The 21,411-nt window shown below is 43.7% G+C and carries 29 protein-coding genes; 3 read left to right on the forward strand and 26 right to left on the reverse strand.

Annotation, left to right across the window (positions count from 1 at the left end):
• Positions 1 to 147: 147 nt before the first annotated feature.
• From BM049_RS03445 to rpsJ, 23 genes are all read right to left on the reverse strand, one after another.
• Positions 148 to 792, reverse strand: coding sequence for an adenylate kinase (locus BM049_RS03445; protein WP_091528655.1), 645 nt, complete (start codon positions 790 to 792; stop codon positions 148 to 150).
• A 121-nt stretch (positions 793 to 913) separates the two neighbouring features.
• On the reverse strand, positions 914 to 2,212 hold the full coding sequence (gene secY, locus BM049_RS03450; RefSeq protein ID WP_091528657.1) for a preprotein translocase subunit SecY: 1,299 nt from the start codon (positions 2,210 to 2,212) through the stop codon (positions 914 to 916).
• 2 nt (positions 2,213 to 2,214) lie between these two features.
• Positions 2,215 to 2,655, reverse strand: a complete 441-nt coding sequence (rplO, locus tag BM049_RS03455; protein ID WP_091488884.1) for a 50S ribosomal protein L15 — start codon at positions 2,653 to 2,655, stop codon at positions 2,215 to 2,217.
• 37 nt (positions 2,656 to 2,692) lie between these two features.
• Positions 2,693 to 2,872 (reverse strand): 50S ribosomal protein L30, encoded by a 180-nt coding sequence (gene rpmD / locus BM049_RS03460; RefSeq protein WP_091528658.1) that lies wholly within the window; start codon positions 2,870 to 2,872, stop codon positions 2,693 to 2,695.
• 14 nt (positions 2,873 to 2,886) lie between these two features.
• Positions 2,887 to 3,390, reverse strand: coding sequence for a 30S ribosomal protein S5 (gene rpsE / locus BM049_RS03465; protein ID WP_091528660.1), 504 nt, complete (start codon positions 3,388 to 3,390; stop codon positions 2,887 to 2,889).
• Between the two features lie 22 nt (positions 3,391 to 3,412).
• Positions 3,413 to 3,778, reverse strand: a complete 366-nt coding sequence (rplR, locus tag BM049_RS03470) for a 50S ribosomal protein L18 (RefSeq protein WP_091528734.1) — start codon at positions 3,776 to 3,778, stop codon at positions 3,413 to 3,415.
• 101 nt (positions 3,779 to 3,879) lie between these two features.
• Positions 3,880 to 4,416 carry a 50S ribosomal protein L6 gene (gene rplF / locus BM049_RS03475; protein ID WP_091528662.1) on the reverse strand — a complete coding sequence of 179 codons (537 nt, stop codon included), beginning with the start codon at positions 4,414 to 4,416 and terminating at the stop codon, positions 3,880 to 3,882.
• Between the two features lie 32 nt (positions 4,417 to 4,448).
• Positions 4,449 to 4,847, reverse strand: coding sequence for a 30S ribosomal protein S8 (gene rpsH, locus BM049_RS03480; protein ID WP_091488877.1), 399 nt, complete (start codon positions 4,845 to 4,847; stop codon positions 4,449 to 4,451).
• Positions 4,848 to 4,884: 37 nt separating this feature from the next.
• Complete coding sequence (locus tag BM049_RS03485) at positions 4,885 to 5,070, reverse strand: type Z 30S ribosomal protein S14 (RefSeq protein WP_091528663.1); 186 nt, start codon at positions 5,068 to 5,070, stop codon at positions 4,885 to 4,887.
• Between the two features lie 33 nt (positions 5,071 to 5,103).
• Positions 5,104 to 5,643, reverse strand: coding sequence for a 50S ribosomal protein L5 (rplE, locus tag BM049_RS03490; RefSeq protein ID WP_091528665.1), 540 nt, complete (start codon positions 5,641 to 5,643; stop codon positions 5,104 to 5,106).
• A 29-nt stretch (positions 5,644 to 5,672) separates the two neighbouring features.
• Positions 5,673 to 5,978, reverse strand: coding sequence for a 50S ribosomal protein L24 (rplX, locus tag BM049_RS03495; RefSeq protein WP_091528666.1), 306 nt, complete (start codon positions 5,976 to 5,978; stop codon positions 5,673 to 5,675).
• Positions 5,979 to 6,012: 34 nt separating this feature from the next.
• Positions 6,013 to 6,381: a 50S ribosomal protein L14 gene (gene rplN / locus BM049_RS03500; RefSeq protein ID WP_091488870.1), complete on the reverse strand. Its 369-nt coding sequence runs from the start codon at positions 6,379 to 6,381 to the stop codon at positions 6,013 to 6,015.
• 75 nt (positions 6,382 to 6,456) lie between these two features.
• Positions 6,457 to 6,720, reverse strand: coding sequence for a 30S ribosomal protein S17 (gene rpsQ, locus BM049_RS03505; RefSeq protein WP_091528668.1), 264 nt, complete (start codon positions 6,718 to 6,720; stop codon positions 6,457 to 6,459).
• Positions 6,721 to 6,761: 41 nt separating this feature from the next.
• Positions 6,762 to 6,953, reverse strand: a complete 192-nt coding sequence (rpmC, locus tag BM049_RS03510) for a 50S ribosomal protein L29 (RefSeq protein WP_091488866.1) — start codon at positions 6,951 to 6,953, stop codon at positions 6,762 to 6,764.
• Positions 6,943 to 7,374: a 50S ribosomal protein L16 gene (rplP, locus tag BM049_RS03515; protein WP_091488864.1), complete on the reverse strand. Its 432-nt coding sequence runs from the start codon at positions 7,372 to 7,374 to the stop codon at positions 6,943 to 6,945. Before rplP ends, rpmC begins: the two co-directional genes overlap by 11 nt.
• A gap of 3 nt (positions 7,375 to 7,377) precedes the next feature.
• A complete protein-coding gene (gene rpsC, locus BM049_RS03520) occupies positions 7,378 to 8,034 on the reverse strand; it encodes a 30S ribosomal protein S3 (protein WP_091528670.1) in 657 nt (218 codons plus the stop codon).
• 3 nt (positions 8,035 to 8,037) lie between these two features.
• A complete protein-coding gene (rplV, locus tag BM049_RS03525) occupies positions 8,038 to 8,394 on the reverse strand; it encodes a 50S ribosomal protein L22 (RefSeq protein WP_091528672.1) in 357 nt (118 codons plus the stop codon).
• A 21-nt stretch (positions 8,395 to 8,415) separates the two neighbouring features.
• Positions 8,416 to 8,691, reverse strand: coding sequence for a 30S ribosomal protein S19 (gene rpsS / locus BM049_RS03530; RefSeq protein WP_091488859.1), 276 nt, complete (start codon positions 8,689 to 8,691; stop codon positions 8,416 to 8,418).
• Between the two features lie 61 nt (positions 8,692 to 8,752).
• Complete coding sequence (rplB, locus tag BM049_RS03535; RefSeq protein WP_091528673.1) at positions 8,753 to 9,592, reverse strand: 50S ribosomal protein L2; 840 nt, start codon at positions 9,590 to 9,592, stop codon at positions 8,753 to 8,755.
• Positions 9,593 to 9,646: 54 nt separating this feature from the next.
• On the reverse strand, positions 9,647 to 9,937 hold the full coding sequence (gene rplW, locus BM049_RS03540; protein ID WP_091528675.1) for a 50S ribosomal protein L23: 291 nt from the start codon (positions 9,935 to 9,937) through the stop codon (positions 9,647 to 9,649).
• Positions 9,937 to 10,560, reverse strand: a complete 624-nt coding sequence (gene rplD, locus BM049_RS03545; RefSeq protein WP_091528676.1) for a 50S ribosomal protein L4 — start codon at positions 10,558 to 10,560, stop codon at positions 9,937 to 9,939. The genes rplW and rplD overlap by 1 nt, the downstream gene beginning before the upstream one ends.
• Before the next feature lie 26 nt (positions 10,561 to 10,586).
• Complete coding sequence (rplC, locus tag BM049_RS03550) at positions 10,587 to 11,222, reverse strand: 50S ribosomal protein L3 (protein WP_091528678.1); 636 nt, start codon at positions 11,220 to 11,222, stop codon at positions 10,587 to 10,589.
• A 39-nt stretch (positions 11,223 to 11,261) separates the two neighbouring features.
• Positions 11,262 to 11,570 (reverse strand): 30S ribosomal protein S10, encoded by a 309-nt coding sequence (gene rpsJ / locus BM049_RS03555; RefSeq protein WP_091488850.1) that lies wholly within the window; start codon positions 11,568 to 11,570, stop codon positions 11,262 to 11,264.
• Between the two features lie 597 nt (positions 11,571 to 12,167).
• On the opposite strand from rpsJ, the gene BM049_RS03560 reads away from it, so the two are divergent.
• The 3 genes from BM049_RS03560 to BM049_RS03570 are packed head-to-tail and all read left to right on the forward strand — an operon-like array spanning position 12,168 to position 16,550.
• Positions 12,168 to 13,133, forward strand: a complete 966-nt coding sequence (locus BM049_RS03560) for an AAA family ATPase (RefSeq protein WP_091528679.1) — start codon at positions 12,168 to 12,170, stop codon at positions 13,131 to 13,133.
• The gene (locus tag BM049_RS03565) at positions 13,130 to 14,194 is read left to right on the forward strand and encodes a DUF58 domain-containing protein (RefSeq protein ID WP_091528681.1); all 1,065 of its coding nucleotides are present in this window, start codon (positions 13,130 to 13,132) and stop codon (positions 14,192 to 14,194) included. The genes BM049_RS03560 and BM049_RS03565 overlap by 4 nt, the downstream gene beginning before the upstream one ends.
• Positions 14,154 to 16,550, forward strand: a complete 2,397-nt coding sequence (locus BM049_RS03570; RefSeq protein WP_143079445.1) for a transglutaminase domain-containing protein — start codon at positions 14,154 to 14,156, stop codon at positions 16,548 to 16,550. Before BM049_RS03565 ends, BM049_RS03570 begins: the two co-directional genes overlap by 41 nt.
• A gap of 289 nt (positions 16,551 to 16,839) precedes the next feature.
• On the opposite strand, the gene BM049_RS03575 is transcribed toward BM049_RS03570, so the two are convergent.
• The 3 genes from BM049_RS03575 to fusA form a co-directional block, all read right to left on the reverse strand.
• Entirely contained in the window at positions 16,840 to 17,715 is an 876-nt protein-coding gene (locus BM049_RS03575) for a DMT family transporter (protein ID WP_091528682.1), read from the reverse strand.
• Positions 17,716 to 17,903: 188 nt separating this feature from the next.
• The gene (gene tuf / locus BM049_RS03580) at positions 17,904 to 19,088 is read right to left on the reverse strand and encodes an elongation factor Tu (RefSeq protein ID WP_091528684.1); all 1,185 of its coding nucleotides are present in this window, start codon (positions 19,086 to 19,088) and stop codon (positions 17,904 to 17,906) included.
• A 191-nt stretch (positions 19,089 to 19,279) separates the two neighbouring features.
• Positions 19,280 to 21,367, reverse strand: coding sequence for an elongation factor G (fusA, locus tag BM049_RS03585; RefSeq protein ID WP_091528685.1), 2,088 nt, complete (start codon positions 21,365 to 21,367; stop codon positions 19,280 to 19,282).
• Positions 21,368 to 21,411 lie beyond the last annotated feature (44 nt).

Raw genomic sequence — 21,411 nt, forward strand, 5'->3', positions numbered from 1 at the left:
TTCAGTACGCATGAATAGAGTGATGACCTTAAGCCTCACTTTATTTTATGCTATAATAATCGCTTGGTTTGTTACTTTTTGACGCTCGTACTATTATATCATGCATACATGATCATTGCAAGGATTCATCATAAAACATCGGACTTCTTAGTTTAGTATGTCCACAATGTCCTGGAAAACTTGTTTCGGACTTTGTTCCCCGTCGATTTCTCGAACGAGACCTAAATCACTGTAGTGTTTGGCAAGTTTTTCCGTTTGCTCTTCATTCACGTTGATACGAGTCTCAACCGTTTCCGGTTTGTCATCTTCTCTTTGATAGAAATCATGTGAGCCGCACTTATCGCAGGTGCCTTCCACTTTAGGTGGAGAATACACTTTATGATAGGTCGCACCACAATTCGAGCACATGAATCTTCCGGTCAAACGTTCCATCAGAATATCTTTCGGTACTTTGATGTACAGCACGTGATCCAGTCTTCTGTTTGTAGAAGCCAGAGCCTGCTGAAGTGCTTGAGCCTGATTCAATGTACGCGGATAACCATCAAGTAAAAAACCTCTTTTTGCATCATCCTGCTGAAGACGTTCCTTAACTATTCCGTTTGTTACATCGTCAGGAACCAGTTCGCCTTCATCCATATACTGTTTCGCTTTTAAGCCAAGAGCGGTTTTGTTTTTCATCGCTGCACGGAACATATCTCCGGTCGAGATATGCGGAATATTGTATCTTTCCGAAATACGTGAAGCCTGCGTCCCTTTTCCTGCCCCGGGAAGACCTAATAGGATCAAATTCATCATGCTTCCTCCTTAATTCCTTCACTTACTTCATCAGCATAAATGGAAAAAAGATCGATTTACCCACGTCTGTCATAGTGACATCCGGGCAAATCGTCTTAATTCAATTTTTAAAAGTCGCTTATGAGCGCTGAATGAAGCCTTGGTAACTCTTCTTGCTCAGCAATCCTTCCAGTTGTCGCATAGAGTCAAGCGCCACACCAACTACGATGAGTAAGCTTGTACCACCCAATGCTAGAGAACCTGGCAGATTGTATAAAGCAGAAGCTATAATCGGAAGCAATGAAATGGTTCCTAAATAAATGGCTCCCACTGTACTTAAACGAATAAGCATGTAACCAATATATTCTTCGGTGGCCCGTCCCGGACGAATGCTTGGAATGTAGCCGTTTTGTTTCTGTAAATTCTCCGCAGCCTTTTCAGGATTGACCTGAATGAATGCGTAGAAATACGTGAACAAGACGATCAGTACTGTATAAAGCACAGCACCCATAGGTTCCTGAAGGTTGAACACACTGTTCAATACCTGGTACCAGCTTTCATTCTGATTACCCTGGGCAAAATAGCCGAGGATGATCTGCGGAGTCATAAGGAACGAACTAGCGAAAATAACTGGAATAACGCCAGCCGAGTTCACTTTTAATGGTAAAACAGCACTGTCTTTCGTTGTGCTGGCACGTTTAGAGTAGCGAACAGGGATATTACGTTTAGCGTTTTCGACATAAGTGACAAGTAGTACAAGTAAAATAAACACAATGATTATGGTGATTGCCAGAGCCCATGCACTGACGATTTCATCGCCCGCATTTCTGATCTGTGTGTTATAAAACTGTCCAATGTCCTGAGGAAAACGTGCGATGATACCGGAGAAGATGATGAATGATACGCCGTTCCCAAAACCGTGAACAGTGATCATTTCACCCAGCCACATGACAAGCATTGTCCCTGCTGTCAGTATGATCGCAATCGTAATATATGTTGCCGGTCCGGGATTACGGACCAGTCCTAAACCTGTTAATGCGTTGAATCCATAAGAAATACCGATAGCCTGGAAAAATGCTAAGAAAATCGTTAAATAGCGTGTGGCCTGATTCAACTTGCGTCGCCCGACTTCGCCCTGGTCTGCCCATTCCTTGAATTTAGGAATGACATCCATCTGCAAAAGCTGAATGACGATAGAAGCCGTAATGTAAGGTGAAACACCTAAAGCAAAGACTGAATAACTGCTCAGGGCCCCACCACCAAACGTATCTAATAAATTGAATAATCCAGAACTGGACAGATCACCCAGAGAGTCCGCGTTGACGCCAGGCACAGTTAAATGTGTACCCAGACGGAAAACGATCAGGATCCCAAGAGTGAACAGCACACGACTACGCACATCTTTTTCTTTGATCACACCTTTAATCAGCTCGATCATCCTTAGATCACCTCTACTGATCCACCGGCAGCTTCGATCGCTTCTTTAGCTGCTGAAGAAAACTTGTTAGCTTTCACAGTAAGTTTGTGATCGATGTTTCCTTTCGCCAAAACCTTAACACCGGATTTTTTGTTTTTAATTACTCCTGCTTTGACAAGTACGTCTGGAGTAACTTCTGTACCTTCTTCAAATCGGTTTAGTGTGTCTAAATTGACAATGTCGAATTCTTTACGGTTGTAGTTTGTAAATCCACGTTTTGGTAAAGTTTGGAATAATGGTGTTTGTCCACCTTCAAAACCTAAACGTGTTCCACCACCCGAACGCGCTTTTTGTCCTTTTTGTCCACGACCGGATGTTTTTCCGTTACCAGAAGAAGATCCACGGCCTACACGGTTACGTGATTTACGTGACCCTTCTGCGGGTTTTAATTCATGAAGTTTCATAAATCTTGGCACCTCCTTTAGTTAGACTCTTTGCTCATTAGACTTCTTTAACGTCTACTAAATGAGCGATGTGTTTAATTGCTCCTCGGACTGCTTCATTATCAGGTCTCACAACTGAAGAGTTGGTTTTTCTAAGACCTAATGATTTAACTACTTGATGTTGTTTTTGAGGACGACCAATTAAACTGCGTTTTAATGTTATTTCCAAGTTTGCCATTGTGTCATCTCTCCTTATCCAAGTAATTCTTCTACAGATTTTCCGCGAAGTTTTGCTACGTCTTCTGCACGTTTCAATTGACTGATTCCGTCGATCGTTGCACGGATCATGTTGATCGGCGAACTAGATCCGACAGATTTAGAAGAAACGTCTTGTACGCCGGCTAATTCTAAAATCGCACGTACTGGACCACCAGCAGAAACTCCAGAACCGGCTGTAGCTGGTTTCAAGATGATGTTGCCGCCACCGTGACGTCCGATCACTCGATGTGGCAGTGTTGTACCAACGATCGGTACTTCTACTAAATTGGTTTTAGCAGCTTCGATCGCTTTACGGATCGCTTCTGGCACTTCTTGTGCTTTACCTGTACCAAAACCAACGTGTCCGTTTCTGTCTCCTACTACGACTAGAGCAGCAAAACGTAAACGACGTCCACCTTTAACAACTTTAGTTACACGGTTGATTTCAACTACGCGATCTTCAATATCTAATTTAGATGCATCAATATGAGTTGTCATATACTGTTATTCCTCCTTTTCTTTAGAATGATAGTCCGTTTTCACGAGCTGCGTCTGCTAATGCTTTGACACGTCCGTGGTATTGATATCCGCCACGGTCAAAAACAACGACTGAAATGTCTTTGTTTTTAGCGCGTTCAGCAATCAATGTTCCTACTGCAGCAGCTTCTTCAACTTTCGAATCGCCTGAAACGTCAGTATCTAAGGAAGATGCACTTGCGAGCGTTACACCCTCTACATCATCAATTAATTGAGCGTAGATGTTTGTGTTCGAACGGAACACACTCAAACGCGGGCGCTCAGCAGTACCAGAAAGATTTCTGCGGATGCGTTTATGTCTTTTTTTACGTAATTTGTTTTTATCTGGTTTTGTAATCACAATTGTCACCTCTTTATTCAAAATTCTCATATTTATGAGATAGTCAGGTCATCTGACAAAAGGAAAGCAGAACGTTATAACAGAGCGTCATAGAGTTCTCTTTCATTTTATTATTTACCTGTTTTACCTTCTTTACGACGTACGTTTTCGCCTCTATAGCGAATCCCTTTACCTTTGTAAGGCTCTGGTGGGCGTACGGCACGAATGTTAGCAGCTAATGCGCCAACCTTTTCTTTGCTTGCACCTTTAATAGAAACAACCGTGTTAGATGGCACTTCAACTGTTAATCCTTCAACTTCTTCGAATTCGACTGGGTGTGATAGTCCGACGTTTACGACTAATTTGTTACCTTGTTTCTGTGCACGGTAACCAACACCATTCAATTCTAGAACTTTTTCAAAACCGACAGTAACACCTTCGACCATGTTGTTCACAATAGCACGAGTTGTTCCGTGGATCGTACGACTAGATTTTGTTTCATCAGGTCGTTCAAATGTCATTTGATTATCTTCAACTTTAACATCAATAACAGGGCTGATTTCACGGCTCAATTCTCCGTTTTTCCCTTTAACTGTAATCACGTTTCCGTCGATGTTCACTTCCACACCTTCAGGAATCGTGATCGGCATTTTTCCGATACGGCTCAAAGTCCGGCACCTCCTTCATCTCTCTCAGCTTATTACCAAACGTACGCGAGGACTTCTCCTCCGATATTTTTAGCACGAGCTGTTTTGTCTGTTACAACACCTTCGGATGTAGAAACTAGAGCGATACCTAGTCCGTTCAACACTTTAGGCATTTCTTCTGCGTTAACGTAAACACGTAAACCTGGTTTTGAAATACGTTTCAAACCGGTGATAACACGTTCGTTGTTTTGACCATATTTCAAGAACACGCGGACGATGCCTTGTTTGTCATCTTCCACAAATTCAACATCCTTGATGAAACCTTCTGATTTCAGGATATCGGCCATACCTTTTTTCAAGTTAGAAGCAGGGATCTCAACTTTCGTATGACGTGCGTTATTAGCGTTACGGATACGAGTTAAGAAATCTGCGATAGGATCTGTCATGACCATTCGTTGTAGCCTCCTTTACGGCAAGTTTTCGTTTTGTTTACCAGCTTGCTTTTTTCAAGCCAGGAATTTCACCTTTATAAGCTAGCTCACGCAAGCAAATACGGCATAATCTGAATTTTTGGTATACAGCATGTGGGCGTCCACAACGTTCACAGCGGGTATACTCACGTGTCGAAAACTTGGCTGGTTTTTTGTTTTTAGCAATCATTGATTTTTTAGCCATTTTTACAATTACCCTCCTAATAGGTAGTTTAGGTTATTTCTGGAACGGCATTCCCATTTGTCCAAGTAATTCACGTGCTTCTTCGTCAGTGTTAGCTGATGTAACAATAACAATGTCCATACCGCGGACTTTGTCTACATCATCGTAATTAACTTCAGGGAAAATCAGCTGCTCTTTAACACCTAGCGTGTAGTTTCCACGTCCGTCAAAAGCGTTTTTGCTTACTCCACGGAAATCACGTACACGAGGTAATGAAACAGTCACTAATTTATCCAAGAAGTCATACATGCGATCGCCACGGAGAGTTACTTTCGTACCGATTGGCATACCTTCACGTAAACGGAATGCAGCGATAGATTTCTTCGCACGTGTGATAACTGGTTTTTGTCCAGAAATAAGTGTTAATTCTTCTACTGCTTTATCTAAGTTCTTAGTGTTTGAAACAGCTTCACCCACACCCATGTTGATAACGATCTTTTCAACTTTTGGTGCTTCCATGACTGAGCTGTATTCGAATTTCTCAACCAATGATGGTCGTACATCACTGTTATATTTTTCTTTAAGGCGTGTCATAAATGAATGCCCTCCTTCCCTACTTTAGATTAAAGTGCTTCGCCAGATTTTTTAGCGTAGCGAACTTTTTTACCTTCTTCAACTTTATAACCTACTCGAGTAGATTCATTTGTTTTCGGATCGATCAATTGAACATTAGATACGTGAATTGGTGCTTCTTTCTCAACAATTCCGCCTTCTTGTCCCATACCTGTAGGACGGGTATGTTTTTTCATGATATTGAGTCCTTCAACAATAACTTTGTTCTGTTTAGGCATAGCAGCTAATATCGTGCCTTCTTTGCCTTTATCTTTACCTGCGATTACTTTGACTTTGTCTCCAGTTTTTACAAACATTCTCTAGCGCACCTCCTTATGACGTTTATCGGAATTATAGAACTTCCGGAGCTAACGAAACAATTCTCATAAAGTCATTCTCACGTAATTCACGAGCAACTGGTCCGAAGATACGTGTTCCACGTGGTGCTTTGTCTTCACGAATAATTACACAAGCATTTTCATCGAATTTAATATAAGAACCATCTGGACGTCTAGCGCCAGATTTTGTACGAACGATTACTGCACGAGCAACGTCCCCTTTTTTAACAACGCCGCCTGGTGTAGCATGTTTTACAGTAACAACTACTTCATCACCAATGTTGGCAGTTTTGGCTCCTGATCCACCTAAAACTTTAATGACAAGCACTTCACGTGCCCCAGAGTTGTCAGCGACTTTCATACGACTTTCTGTTTGAATCACGTTAGGATCCTCCTTTCAAACTCACGATAAAGTTTACTTCATCGTTGTGTAGCTCCCGGTTCCCCGGATGTTAGATTATAAAACTACTGATTCTTCAACCACTTCTAATAAACGGAAACGTTTATCTTTAGATAATGGTCGAGTTTCCATGATTTTAACAATGTCACCAGTTTTAGCAGTATTGTTTTCATCATGTGCTTTAAATTTAGTTGAGTATTTAATACGTTTTTTGTATTTAGGGTGCTGTTTCTGCGTAGCGATCTCAACAACGATGGTTTTATCCATTTTGTCTGAAGTCACTCTGCCCTGATATACTTTACGTTCATTACGTTCAGCCATTTTCTAGCCTCCTTTGAATAAGCTATTACACTATCTAGTTACTATGCCATTTCAGCTTGGCGCAAAACAGTTTTAACACGCGCGATGTTTTTACGTACCTCACCGATACGAGCGGTGTTTTCTAATTGTCCAGTAGCTAATTGAAAGCGTAAGTTAAATAGCTCTTCTTTGAATTCTGCTTCTTTTTCAATCAATTCAGTAGTGGATAAGCTTTTTAATTCATTAGCCTTCATTTGAGTCACCACTTTCTTCACGAGTTACTACTCTAGTTCTAACCGGTAGTTTGTGTGAAGCTAAACGCAAGGCTTCGCGAGCGACTTCTTCAGATACGCCGCCGATTTCAAACATGATCTTACCACGTTTGACAGGGGCTACCCAGCTCTCAGGAGCTCCTTTACCAGAACCCATACGAACACCAATTGCTTTAGCTGACACTGGTTTGTGAGGGAAAATTTTGATCCATACTTTCCCACCACGTTTCATATAACGAGTCATCGCTATACGAGCTGATTCGATTTGTCTGCTTGTGATCCATACAGAGTCAATTGCCTGCAATCCGTATTGACCGTAAGCTATTTCTTTGCCGCCTTTTGCTTCTCCACGCATTTTACCACGGAATTCGCGACGGTGTTTTACACGTTTTGGTACTAACATTGATTATTTCCCTCCTTTCTTATCTTCCTTAACTTCAGGAAGAACTTCTCCTTTGTAGATCCATACTTTAACTCCGATTTTACCGTAAGTTGTATCGGCTTCTTCGTTAGCGTAATCGATATCGGCACGGATGGTGTGCAAAGGAACTGATCCTTCAGCAAAGCTTTCGCTGCGGGCAATATCTGCACCGTTTAGACGTCCGGCTACCATTGTACGTACACCTTTAGCACCTGAACGCATTGTGCGCTGGATCGCTTGTTTTTGTGCACGACGGAATGAAATACGGTTTTCTAACTGCTCAGCAATACTCTTTGCCACTAATGTAGCATCCATATCTGGACGTTTGATCTCGACGATGTTCACGTGAACTCGCTTGCCAGTTAAGTTGTTTAATCCGTTTCTTAAAGCATCAACCTCTGATCCACCTTTACCAATGACCATTCCTGGTTTAGCAGTGTGAATAGACACGTTGATTCTGTTTGCTGCACGTTCGATTTCTACACGAGAAACAGAGGCATCACTTAGTTTTTCAGCAATGTACTCACGAACAGCAAGGTCTTCATGTAATTTATCTGCAAAATCTTTTTCTGCGTACCATTTAGCGTCCCAATCTTGGATGACACCGACACGCATACCATGAGGATTTACTTTTTGTCCCACTGATTACCCCTCCTTCTTCTCTGATACCACGACTGTGATGTGGCTTGTTCGTTTGTTTATACGTGAAGCTGCACCTTTCGCACGAGGACGGAACCTTTTTAAGGTTGCTCCTTCATTTACATAGGCTTCGCTTACGACTAATTCTTCGATATCCATATCGTAATTGTGTTCAGCATTTGCAATTGCTGACATCAAAACTTTTTCTACCGCTTCTGCTGCTCCTCTGTTAGTGAAGCGAAGGATAGAAATAGCTTCTGCAGCACTTTTCCCTCTGATGGTATCGACGACCAAACGTGTTTTACGTGGTGCGATGCGAACCATGCGAGCAGTTGCTTTTGCTGCTGTTACTGTTTCTGCCATGAATGTATCCTCCCTTCGCTATTAACGTTTCGTAGTGCGGTCGTCTTTTCCGTGTCCGCGATACGTTCTTGTTGGTGCAAATTCACCTAGTTTGTGTCCGACCATGTCTTCTTGAACATAGACTGGCACATGCTTTCTTCCATCATATACGGCAATGGTATAACCTACAAAGTTCGGAAAGATAGTTGAACGACGTGACCATGTTTTGATTACACGTTTGTTGTTGTCATCCATTTCGCGAACTTTTTTCATCAAGTGATCGTCGACGAAAGGTCCTTTTTTCAAACTACGGCTCATGTATTGCCCTCCTCTTCGGGTTTGCCCCGTATTATTTCTCTTTACTCTTTAAGTGTTATGCTTATTTTTTCTTAGTTTTACGACGACGTACGATAAGCTTATCTGAACGATTCTTACCTTTACGGGTTTTCTTACCAAGAGTTGGTTTACCCCATGGTGACATTGGGCTTGGGCGGCCGATTGGGGCTCTACCTTCACCACCACCGTGTGGGTGATCGTTAGGGTTCATTACAGAACCACGTACTGTTGGGCGTTTGCCCTTCCAGCGGTTACGTCCGGCTTTACCGATGTTGATCAGTTCGTGCTGTTCGTTACCTACAGAACCGATAGTTGCACGGCAGCTTGACAGGATCAGACGTGTTTCGCCTGAGCTCAAGCGGACAAGTGCGTATTTGCCTTCTTTACCTAATACTTGAGCTGAAGTACCAGCTGAACGAACTAATTGTCCGCCTTTGCCAGGTTTCATTTCAATGTTGTGTACGAACGTACCAACAGGGATATTAGTCAGTGGTAAGGCGTTACCTACTTTGATATCAACTTCAGGGCCTGAGTAGATGCTTGAACCTACTTCGATTCCTTTTGGAGATAAAATGTAAGTTTTTGTTCCATCTTCATATTGTACCAATGAGATATTTGCGGAACGGTTTGGATCATATTCAACAGTTTTGACAATACCGCGAACGCCGTCTTTTTGACGTTTGAAGTCGATCACACGATATTTGTGCTTGTGGCCTCCGCCTTGATGACGGACAGTGATTTTACCAGCATTGTTACGTCCGGCACGTTTAGGGTTTGGTCTCAGCAAGCTCTTTTCTGGCTTGTTGGTTGTGATTTCAGCGAAATCAGACCCTGTCATGTTACGACGTCCATTTGTGGTAGCTTTGTATGTCTTAATTGCCACGTGATTCCCCTCCTTGTTAAACTAGTTTTCATGAATCATATTTTAAACGTATGCTTATTCTTCGTCTCCGAACAATGCAATATCATTTGAATCAGCTGAAAGTGTCACGATCGCTTTTTTGCGTTTCTTCGTGTGACCTTCATAACGACCCATACGCTTTGGTTTAGGCGCTGTATTGATGACATTGACCTTGTCGACTTTTACATCGAATAGTTCTTCGACAGACTTTTTGATATGCGTTTTCTTAGCGCGAACATTCACTTCGAATGTGTACTTTTTGTCATCCATAGCATACATAGAAGCTTCGGTAATGATCGGGCGTAAAATGACGTCTCGTGCATCCATTATTGAAGAGCCTCCTCTACTTTGTCCAGAGCAGCCTTCGTCAAGATGAGTGTGTCATGTGCAACAACGTCTAGCACGGATACATTATTAGGAGCTACGACTTTAACTCCTGGAATATTACGTGCAGACAGTTTTGCAAATTCATTGTCATCTTCTAAAACAACTAATGCTTTTTTACTTGCATCGATGTTGTTAAGCACAGCTCTGAATTCTTTAGTTTTTGGTGCGTCGAAGCTTAAACCATCTAATACGATGATGTCCTCGCTTGCTGCTTTTGCAGACAAGACAGATTTGATTGCTAAACGACGTACTTTTCTTGGTAATTTGTATGAGTATGAACGTGGTGTCGGTCCGAAGACTGTTCCACCTCCACGCCATTGTGGTGAACGGATAGAACCTTGACGCGCACGTCCAGTTCCCTTTTGACGCCATGGTTTGCGTCCTCCGCCGCGTACTGCACTACGGTTTTTTACTGCATGTGTTCCTTGTCTTAATGACGCACGCTGCATTGTGATGGCATCAAAAACAACAGCTTCATTTGGTTCGATCCCAAAAATCGCATCGTTCAATGTTACATCACCATTTTGCGTTCCGTCTTGTTTAAATAACGTTACAGTTGGCATTCTGCTAGTCCTCCCTTCCTACTCTATTACTTGTTGATTTTTTCTGCAGTTCGTATTTGGATAAGTGATTTTTTGGCACCTGGTACATTACCTTTGATCAACAATACGTTACGGTCTGTATCGACACGAACGATTTCAAGGTTTTGTACAGTGACTTGATCTCCACCCATACGGCCAGCTAATTTTTTGCCTTTGAATACGCGTCCAGGATGAGTAGCCATACCCATTGAACCAGGACGACGGTGATAACGAGATCCGTGAGTTTCAGGTCCGCGGCTTTGGCCGTGACGTTTGATAACCCCTTGGAATCCTTTACCTTTAGACGTTCCTGTGACATCAACGATGTCGCCTTCTGCAAATGTATCTACTTTAATTTCGTTTCCAACTTCGACGTCCCCTAGCTCAGCATCTCGTAATTCCTTAATGAAGCGCTTAGGAGCCGTGTTAGCTTTTTTAACATGACCTTGTGCTGGTTTGTTAGATAATACTTCGCGTTTATCTTCATACCCTAATTGAACAGCGTTGTAACCATCCGTTTCAGTCGTTTTAACTTGTAATACCACGTTAGGCTGAACTTCGATCACTGTTACAGGTAGTAATTCTCCTGTTTCGCTGAAAATTTGAGTCATTCCAACTTTTCTTCCTAAGATTCCCTTGGTCATGAGTACACCTCCGTTATTATGATTTTTTATTTTCGTTTATTATAGTTTGATTTCAATGTCTACGCCTGACGGTAAGTCAAGTTTAGTTAATGCATCCACAGTTTTCGCTGTTGGGTTTAAAATGTCCACCAGACGTTTGTGTGTACGCATTTCGAATTGTTCGCGTGAATCTTTATATTTATGTGGTGAACGGATCACAGTGAATAATTTACGTTCAGTCGGCAATGGGATTGGACCAGATACGTTTGCCCCAGTTCTCTTTGCTGTTTCCACAATTTTGTCTGCTGATTGATCAAGTACGCGATGTTCGTAAGCTTTCAAACGAATACGAATTTTTTGTTTTGCCATGATTTTCCCTCCTTCGCTTATTTAAGAAATAAACCTAGCTCCACGAAAATTATCCAACCACCCTCCATGGCAATGCACCCGGGTGTGTCGCAACCTCTCGCTTCCTAGCCTCGGCTCCGCGAGTTTCACCGCCTTCTGAATTTCCAGCAAAACCTTGACGGCATGCGTTTTTTCAAAAAAAGAGCGTCACTCACAGACACCTTTACAAGTATACAGACAATAACAAACATAATCAAGCCTTTTTCTTTCTTTTTTAAAATAATTCTACAACTTTTTCTTTCTTAGACTTTCAAAAGCACCTTACTTCTTTTTCACCGGCAAGTGCCGCGTATCCGTACAGAAAATACTCCGTTTCCATTCTTATTTTTCTGTTTCTTCTATATATATTCCTTCCTCCTTACTCACTCTACCTGATATGACTCTTTTCCGTTTTACTACCCTTTAGCATCTTTATTTCACTAAGGACCACGACTGTGTCTTGCTAAATCGTTGAGTTATTTCCAGAATCTATATACAATTAAATTAACCTATACAAAGACTGTCCTGTTATTACACCGGGACATTGGCTAATCAAATTCATTCAAAGGAGGGACTGACATGGCTTTATTTCAGAAAACGCATCTCTCTATCGAAAAGCTGCATAGGCTTATCGATACCGTCGACAGCATCATCATCGGCAAGAAGGACGTCACCCGTCTGACCATTGTCGCTATGCTGGCAGGCGGCCACATCTTATTCGAGGACATACCCGGCGTGGGCAAAACCCTGCTGATCCGTACGATTGCAAAGTGTCTGGATGCTGATTTTGCCCGTATACAGTTTACACCAGATCTGATCCCTTCTGACATCATCGGTTTCTCTGTACCGAATGCCGAGGGGACAGCTTTCAATTTCAGAAAGGGTCCGATCTTCAATCAGCTCTTGTTAGCCGATGAAATTAATCGAACCTCGCCCCGAACTCAGGCAGCGATGCTTGAAGCCATGTCTGAAAAGCAGGTCACCTTAGATGGTGAAACGCATACTCTACCTGAGCCATTTTTTGTTCTTGCCACTCAGAATCCGATCGAATATAAAGGGACCTACCCCCTGCCTGAAGCCCAACTGGATCGCTTTCTCTTCCAGCTGTCGCTGGGTTACCCCGATACAGAGCAGGAAGTTCAGATGCTTGCCGCCCCGGATCAGCAGAAAGCTGTTGAAAAACTTGAACCCGTGATGACCCTGGATGAGTTTCTCACCTTGAAGGAAGTTGCCACTCATGTATACGTCGATGAAAGCCTGCTGCAATATATCGTTTCTCTCGCTTTACTGACCCGAAACCATCCAGCCATCCGCCTGGGCATCAGCCCAAGGGGCAACCAGTTTGCTCTGGCATCGGCCCGGGCACATGCCCTGCTGGCAGGCAGGGATTACGTCATCCCTCAAGATATCTTAGATATATTGAAGCCTCTCTACCGTCACCGCCTGTTATTTGAAAACCATCTCAGTAAAGAGGAAATCGATGCGTTCATCGATCAGCTGACCAGGGAACTGGTCATTCCCAAACAAGGCAGGCAAAAGAGATGAACAAACGACACAAGTATTTTCGCCTTTTATCGATCTTATCCCTCTATAGCCTGATCGTTCTCTACACCCTGGTTTTTCCAACGACCGCTTCCTGGTTTATTTTCTATGCCTTCACTCTTTGGCTCGTCGTCTCCTTTCTTTCGACTCGCCAATCCTATCATTTGACCCGGACCACTAAAAAGAAAAGAGATGACAATACTTACACCTTCACCTTTATCATTGAAAATAAACGCCGTCAGCCATTCCTGTTATCTTCCATAGACATCACCTTGGTATTCAACGATATCCGTCGGCCTTCTTCCACAGCCGTCTTCTTTTCCAGAAAAATAAAAAGTCAGTTTCAGTCCCTCTCACTACCCAGAGGGCATCATGAAACTTTGACACTGGATATCGTGGGAACCGGGTTGTTCGGCGTATGGAGAAAGCATTCAACGCTTGTCGTCCCCATAAACATCGATGTCTATCCGGATCTTTTAAAGAAATCCGAACGCCAGCGACTTATGCATCATTTAACACCCTATCTGACAGAAACAGCGCATTCACTGCATCACGACTACTATATGACGGATATCCGTTCCTTCCAGAACCGTGATACGCTCGCGGGCATCGACTGGAAAACCAGTCTCAAGCGGGGACAGTGGATGGTGAAAGAATACGAGAAGGAAGAAGAAACCCCTGTTGATCTGTGTTTTTTAGGTTTCGACACCGAAAGTTTCGAAACATTACTCAGCGTTGGTTACAGCCTTTTAAAAGAAATGAAAGAAAGTCAGGATGTGAACCTCTTTCTGGTGGGTGAATTCAGCAATACCCTGACTGCAGTCCAGGATGAAGCCGGCTTTCTGACAATCGAACCGACCCAACATACCCAGCAGCTCATCCAATTGTCGCAGCGCACACTGAATACGCCCTCCAAAAAAATCATCATCAAATCAAGTCTCATCCATGTTCCTGACCTTCCTTCCGAAACAGCCCTATACATCGACGAAGAAGCCGTGCTTATGATAAAAGGAGGCGAGACTGATGAAGATGACCTGGGACAGAGCCCTGTACATCCGTTATAGCCTGATCGCCGTTTTTTACAGTTTGATGCTGCTGCCTATACTGAATCTGCTGATGACGATCAATGCCCTTGCCGGCAGATACATCCTCTTCTTATTTTTCGTCCTTACAGTCCTGTCTTCAGTCTTTATAAAAAAGGTATGGCTCTATCTCCTTATACAGACTGGTCTGTTTTTTGTATTCATCTATTCTCTCTTCCCCCCCACAACTGATCGTGTTCTTTTAAGCGAATGGCTGCCGGAAAAGTGGGAACTTGGCGTCAGGCAGTGGCAGACGCTTCTGGCAGCCAACTTGACTGAGGTGCCAGCACTCCTTTTGATGACTGGACTCTTTTTTCTGATTTCTGCCCTGACGTTCCTGCTTTTCCATTTCAACTTGCCGCTGCCCGCTTTTTTTACCGGTCTTGTCTATTTACTGACGCTTCATACCTTTACGTCCCGGAATATCCTGCCCTATCTGATTTTACTCGTCGGTAGTGCTTTTTCACTGGTGGCCATATCACAAATAGATATAGCTTCGCACTGGCAGACAGTCTCTAACACGCTTCTGTTTACCTTTGCTTCGCTCCTGGTATTGATCGGTTTGTCCTACTTTAGTCTTGATCAGCTAAAATCAAGCCAGGAATGGGTCGAAACGAAATCCAACGCTTATCAGAAAGAACTGGATCAACGCGGTTTTTTCGACTGGATCAATAATAATGCAATGGGACTTGGTTTTCGACGTACGGGCATGGGGATCCGTACAGACAAACTTGGGGGACGACTGCATCAGGACTTTTCGCCTGTTTTCCGCGCGTTCACTCAACGTCCAAATTACTGGAAAGTGATGCATCGGACGACCTATAACGGTTTTGGCTGGGACAGCGAAGCAGCGGATACTCAAAAGACCGTCACCTTCCCTTATACCGCCTGGGAAAATGGCAGCCTGACTGCAGCCCAGCGACAGAATATGCCCGAACGGGAAGACATTTCTTCCATAAGACTGGAATGGATCGATGACCTGTCCTATCTTGCCTACACTTATGGCTGGCTTGAACTCGATTATGACTCAGCATCAGAAGATGAGTTTACAGTAAGACTAGATGACAAAAATGACTACTTTACTGTTCAAAATGAAGAAGGTGTCTCCGGTGACTATCTCCTACGATACGACAGAAGCTTTCCTACCCGGTTCGATGAGAAAGCTCTCCGTGAGGATGACGGCTGGCGGGAGGAACTGGCGGCCACCTATAAAGAATTATCGTCTGAGGATGAATCTGTCCAGGCAATGGAAAACAACGAAATCATAGCTTACTGGTTCGAAGACGAACTGCAGCTTCCTCCCTCCCTGCCATCGCGCGTGTATGATCTGGCGGAGGAAATAACTGCCGGCCTCAATTCTGAATATGAGATCGTCCGCGCAGTCGAAACGTATCTCAAAGAAGACGGGGGTTACCGCTATAGTCTGCTCGATGTGGAGAGGACGCCTGAAGACGGGGATTACGTGGATCACTTTTTATTTGAATCTCAGGTCGGCTATTGCGACAACTTTTCCACATCAATGACTGTGATGCTGCGTTCACTCGGCATACCCGCGCGCTGGACGAAAGGATTCACCCCCGGATCCCTCATTGAAACTGACAATGATGCCCCTTACTTTTTAGTAGACAACAGCAATGCCCACTCCTGGCCGGAAGTCTTTTTTCCGAGTTACGGCTGGGTCCCTTTTGAACCCAGTCCATCTTTTGCAAATCCAGTGACTAACCAGGAAGACGTGGCAAGCATCAGAGGGGAAACCTATTCATTCGACGATGACGCAGATATACTCGTAATCGACGATACAGATACCGCCCCCTCGAATACAGACGACCCGAACGGAGATGGCTCAGATGGAGCATCGACGGAGTCAGAAGCAGAATCGGATAACAGGGAATCTGAAGAGACCGCTTCTTCCGCGGATCAGTCATTGACTGAGGGATGGTCAGCTATATTATATCCGGCACTTCTGTTTATTGGCATTTCGGGCAGTGTGATTGCCGTCTTCAGATGGCACCTGCTGCTCTGGCTGCCGAGATTGTTGATCAGGACAAACACGCTTTCCCTCAAACAGGCTTCACAGCTCATTCTTCGACTGTATTACTTGAAACACAAGCCTGAACCTGGTCAAACTGTTCAAATGTATATGAATGACTGGAAACCTTTTGCCTCCAGTCATAAACAGACACTTGACGATTTCAGCCAACTGGCCGACCGGGCTTTTTATGGCCCCGTAAACTCCCAGCAGCAATTTACAGATAACGAACGAAAAGTGCTTGTGAACTTGTTGAATATTTACCCGTCACTTCCCAACGTGGATGTCAAAGTTTCTCATCAAATATGAGCGGACACCAGCTGACTGCGTTAAAGAATGAATGTGGAACAAAATGATCGCGCTCTTCTCCTGCAAACTTCAGGAAGTAGCTCCAATATCTGTTTAGTGACCAGTTCAGACAACAATTCTCCAGGAAGTGGTTGCAATACGATGCAGTCGATCATCAGTCTATTTCTAGCATAAGATTTTAAAAGGAAACATACTAAGAAAAGTATGTTTCCTTTTAAAATCTTTCCATAAAACAGCCCCTGACTTTAATGCGAACTCAGCAGACTTCTGAGACTGATCCCTTTGCACTTCATTCCCTGGATTTCTTTGCACTGAGTAAGGTGATGGTGACCAGTATAAGTGCCATCCCAGTCACTTGAATCATAGTGAGTGCATTATTCAGAAACAGGACGCCAAATAACGAAGCGGTCACGGGTTCGACCATGGCCACCATCGAGGCAGTCGTCGGAGCTGTCTTTTGAAGACCAATCACATAGACAGTAAAAGAAAGCCCCGCGCCAATGATCCCAAGCAGCAGGAACCAGCCAAAGTCACTGGATGACAAAACACTGAACGCTTCTCCTCTATCCATGAATAGAAAGAGAATCAGAGAGAACGTAAGAAAAGCAGACGTCAGAACAGCCGGACGCTTACCGATTGAGGATGCTTTTTTAAATCCGAATATAAACAGCGCATAAGAAAGCCCCGCGCCTAGCCCGGCGGATGTCCCGACAAGACTCATCGAGATCGACTCCAGATCATAAGCCCCAGTAAGTAATACGATGCCTAACAGAACCACAGCAATCCCCGCCCACTTATACCAGCGTGACCGTTCGATCTTCAGTATGATCGAGGTTGTCAGGACGAATACGGGTGCTGTATACATCAGCGTCGCGGCAACCGGTACACTTGCGTGCTGGATACTGACAAAATATAATGAGAAATTACCGGCCACACCAATACCCGCCAGCAATGACCATAGATAAAATGTTACAGAAGAAGTGATATTCTTCTTAAACCTAAATAAAAACCAGATAACAAAGCAAAACCAGCCAACAGCACCTCTGTAAAAAGAGACCGTGACCGGGCTCCAGCCTCTAGTCATTAAAATATCAGCGAGTCCACCGCTGATCCCCCATAATATACCAGCCAGAATCACTAAACTGACACCTGCATGCTTTCTCATAATGCCCCTCCAGATATATTCAGATAAATCGACATTCTTTCAAGACTATACTCTACTACTATTATGCCTGTGATAAGAAAAAACTCAAAATGACAGACCTCCCAAATAAAGCACTTTTTATGTAAAAAAAGAGCCCGGAAGAAAACTTCCAGGCTCTTTCAGCTTAAATTGCTTAAACAGGATCGAAATTATTCGATGATGTTTGTTACAACTCCAGCGCCAACAGTACGTCCGCCTTCACGGATAGTGAACTTAGTACCGTCTTCAACAGCGATAGGAGCGATCAGTGAAACTGTCATTTCTGTGTTGTCGCCAGGCATAACCATTTCTGTACCTTCTGGTAACTCGATAACACCAGTTACGTCAGTTGTACGGAAAAAGAATTGTGGACGATAGTTTGAGAAGAATGGAGTGTGACGTCCGCCCTCTTCTTTAGAAAGAACATAAACTTCAGCGTTGAATTTTGTATGCGGTGTGATAGAACCTGGTTTAGCTAATACTTGTCCACGTTCAACATCGTCACGTGACATACCACGTAATAATGCACCGATGTTGTCTCCAGCTTCAGCGTAGTCTAACAGTTTACGGAACATTTCTACACCAGTAACAGTTGTTTTAGCAGTATCTTTGATACCGACAACTTCAACTTCGTCACCGACAGAAACTTGTCCGGATTCTACACGACCTGTTGCAACTGTACCACGGCCAGTGATTGAGAATACGTCCTCAACTGGCATCATGAATGGTCTGTCAGCGTCACGTTCTGGAGCAGGAATGTAGTTGTCTACTTCTTCCATTAACTCAAGAATTTTGTTTTCGTATTCTTCGTCGCCTTCAAGAGCTTTAAGCGCAGAACCAGCAACTACAGGAATGTCGTCGCCTGGGAAGTCGTATTCTGACAATAAGTCACGAACTTCCATTTCAACTAATTCTAGTAACTCTTCGTCGTCGACCATATCAACTTTGTTTAAGAAAACAACGATGTAAGGTACGCCAACCTGACGAGATAACAGGATGTGCTCACGTGTTTGTGGCATTGGGCCGTCAGCAGCAGAAACTACCAAGATAGCTCCGTCCATTTGTGCAGCACCAGTGATCATGTTTTTAACGTAGTCCGCGTGACCTGGGCAGTCAACGTGTGCGTAGTGACGCGTATCTGTTTCGTACTCTACGTGAGAAGTTGAGATCGTGATTCCACGTTCTTTTTCTTCTGCAGCTCCGTCGATTTTGTCGTATGCTGTTGCTTCTGCATAACCTTTTTTAGATAATACAGTAGTGATAGCAGCTGTTAAAGTAGTTTTACCATGGTCAACGTGTCCGATGGTACCAATGTTCATGTGTTGTTTTGAACGGTCAAATTTTTGTTTAGCCATTTTAAACATTTCCTCCTTAGGGTTTTGTTCTAATTTTTTTAAAATAGAAAGAGATTTTTCTATTCCTATTTTCACTCATTCATTATACCGATAGACAAGTATAAAATCAATATATATAGCAGAGGCACACTCAGACAAAACCGCCAGTTAAACCCTTCTGTATGAGTGCGGCTTTCAGGACTAAACCTGAATTAAGCTTCTCCACCATTTTTCTTGATGATTTCTTCAGCAATGCTCTTAGGCACTTGCTCATAGTGGTCGAACTGCATCGTGAATGTTCCGCGACCTTGAGTGGCAGAACGTAATGCTGTTGCGTAACCGAACATTTCTGATAAAGGAATGAATCCTTTAACGATCGTTGTGTTACCACGTTGAGTAGAACCTTCGATGTTACCGCGACGAGCTGAGATGTGGCCCATGATATCACCCATGTAGTCTTCTGGAACTGTGATTTCTACAGCCATTAGAGGTTCAAGGATAACAGCACCGGCTTTTTTAGCAGCATTTTTAAGTGCCAGTGACGCAGCCACTTTAAACGCCGTCTCATTTGAGTCGACATCGTGGTAAGATCCGTCATAAAGTTTAGCTTTCACGTCAACTAATGGATAGCCCGCTAAGACACCATTGTCAAGTGACGCTTCCAAACCAGCTTTAACTGCAGGGATGTATTCACGTGGAACAACACCACCAACGATAGCATCTTCGAATTCAAAGCCTGCTCCTTCTTCGTTCGGTGTGAATTCGATCCATACGTGACCGTATTGACCTTTACCACCGGACTGACGAACGAACTTACCTTCAGACTCGACTTGCTTCGTGAATGTTTCACGGTAAGAAACTTGTGGGGCACCCACGTTAGCTTCAACCTTGAATTCACGCTTCAAGCGGTCAACGATGATGTCCAAGTGCAGTTCACCCATACCTGCGATGATGACTTCTCCTGTTTCGTGGTCTGTTTCAGCACGGAACGTTGGATCTTCTTCAGCAAGCTTCTGGAGAGCCAGACCCATTTTATCCTGGTCAGCTTTAGATTTAGGTTCGATAGCAACTTGGATAACCGGTTCAGGGAATTCCATTGATTCTAAGATCACTGGATGGTCCAGATCACACAAAGTGTCCCCTGTTGATGTATCTTTCAAACCAACAGCTGCAGCGATATCACCAGAGAATACTTCCGGGATCTCTTGACGAGAGTTCGCGTGCATTTGCAGGATACGTCCGACACGTTCACGGGAGTCTTTTGTTGCGTTAAGGATATAAGAACCTGATTCCAATGTACCTGAGTACACACGGAAGAATGTCAGACGACCAACATAAGGGTCAGTCATAACTTTAAAGGCTAAAGCAGCAAATGGTTGATCATCGCCGGCTTCGACTTTAACTTCAGCTTCAGGGTTTCTTTGTTCGTGACCAACGATCGCACGAACGTCTAGTGGTGAAGGCAGGTAGTCAACAACAGCGTCAAGAAGTAATTGAACACCTTTGTTTTTGAAAGCTGACCCAACAAGCACTGGGTAGAATTCTACACTCAATGTCGCTTTACGGATTCCGTCTTTCAATTGTTGTACTGAAAGTTCTTCGCCTTCAAGATATTGCATCATGAGCTCTTCGTCCATTTCAGCAACAGCTTCAACTAGTTTTGTGTGCCATTCATCAGCAAGCTCTTTATAGTCTTCCGGGATTTCAACTTCGTTGATTTCAGTTCCCAAGTCGTTTCCGTACATGAAAGCTTTCATTTCTACTAAGTCGATGATTCCTTTGAAGTCATCTTCAGCGCCGATAGGCAATTGAATCGGATGTGCATTGGCTTGCAGACGGTCATGCAGCGTTGCATTTGAATGCAGGAAGTCAGCACCGATTTTATCCATTTTGTTTACAAAAACAATACGGGGTACGCCGTAAGTTGTTGCCTGACGCCATACTGTTTCAGTTTGCGGTTCTACACCAGACTGTGCGTCCAGTACAGCAACGGCACCATCTAATACACGGAGTGAACGTTCAACTTCAACGGTGAAGTCTACGTGTCCAGGTGTATCGATGATGTTAACGCGGTTGCCATTCCACTGAGCTGTTGTCGCAGCTGACGTGATGGTGATTCCACGTTCTTGTTCTTGCTCCATCCAGTCCATTTGTGACGCACCTTCGTGAGTTTCACCAATTTTGTGGATTCGGCCAGTGTAATAAAGGATACGCTCAGTCGTTGTTGTTTTACCAGCATCGATGTGCGCCATGATTCCGATATTACGTGTCTGTCTTAGAGGAAATTTTCTCTTGGCCACTAATCATTACACCTCTCTTAAATAAATTCACTTCATCCTGATGA

The sequence above is a fragment of the Alkalibacterium subtropicum genome (assembly GCF_900112455.1).
In the GTDB taxonomy this organism is placed as follows: Bacteria; Bacillota; Bacilli; order Lactobacillales; family Carnobacteriaceae_A; genus Alkalibacterium; species Alkalibacterium subtropicum.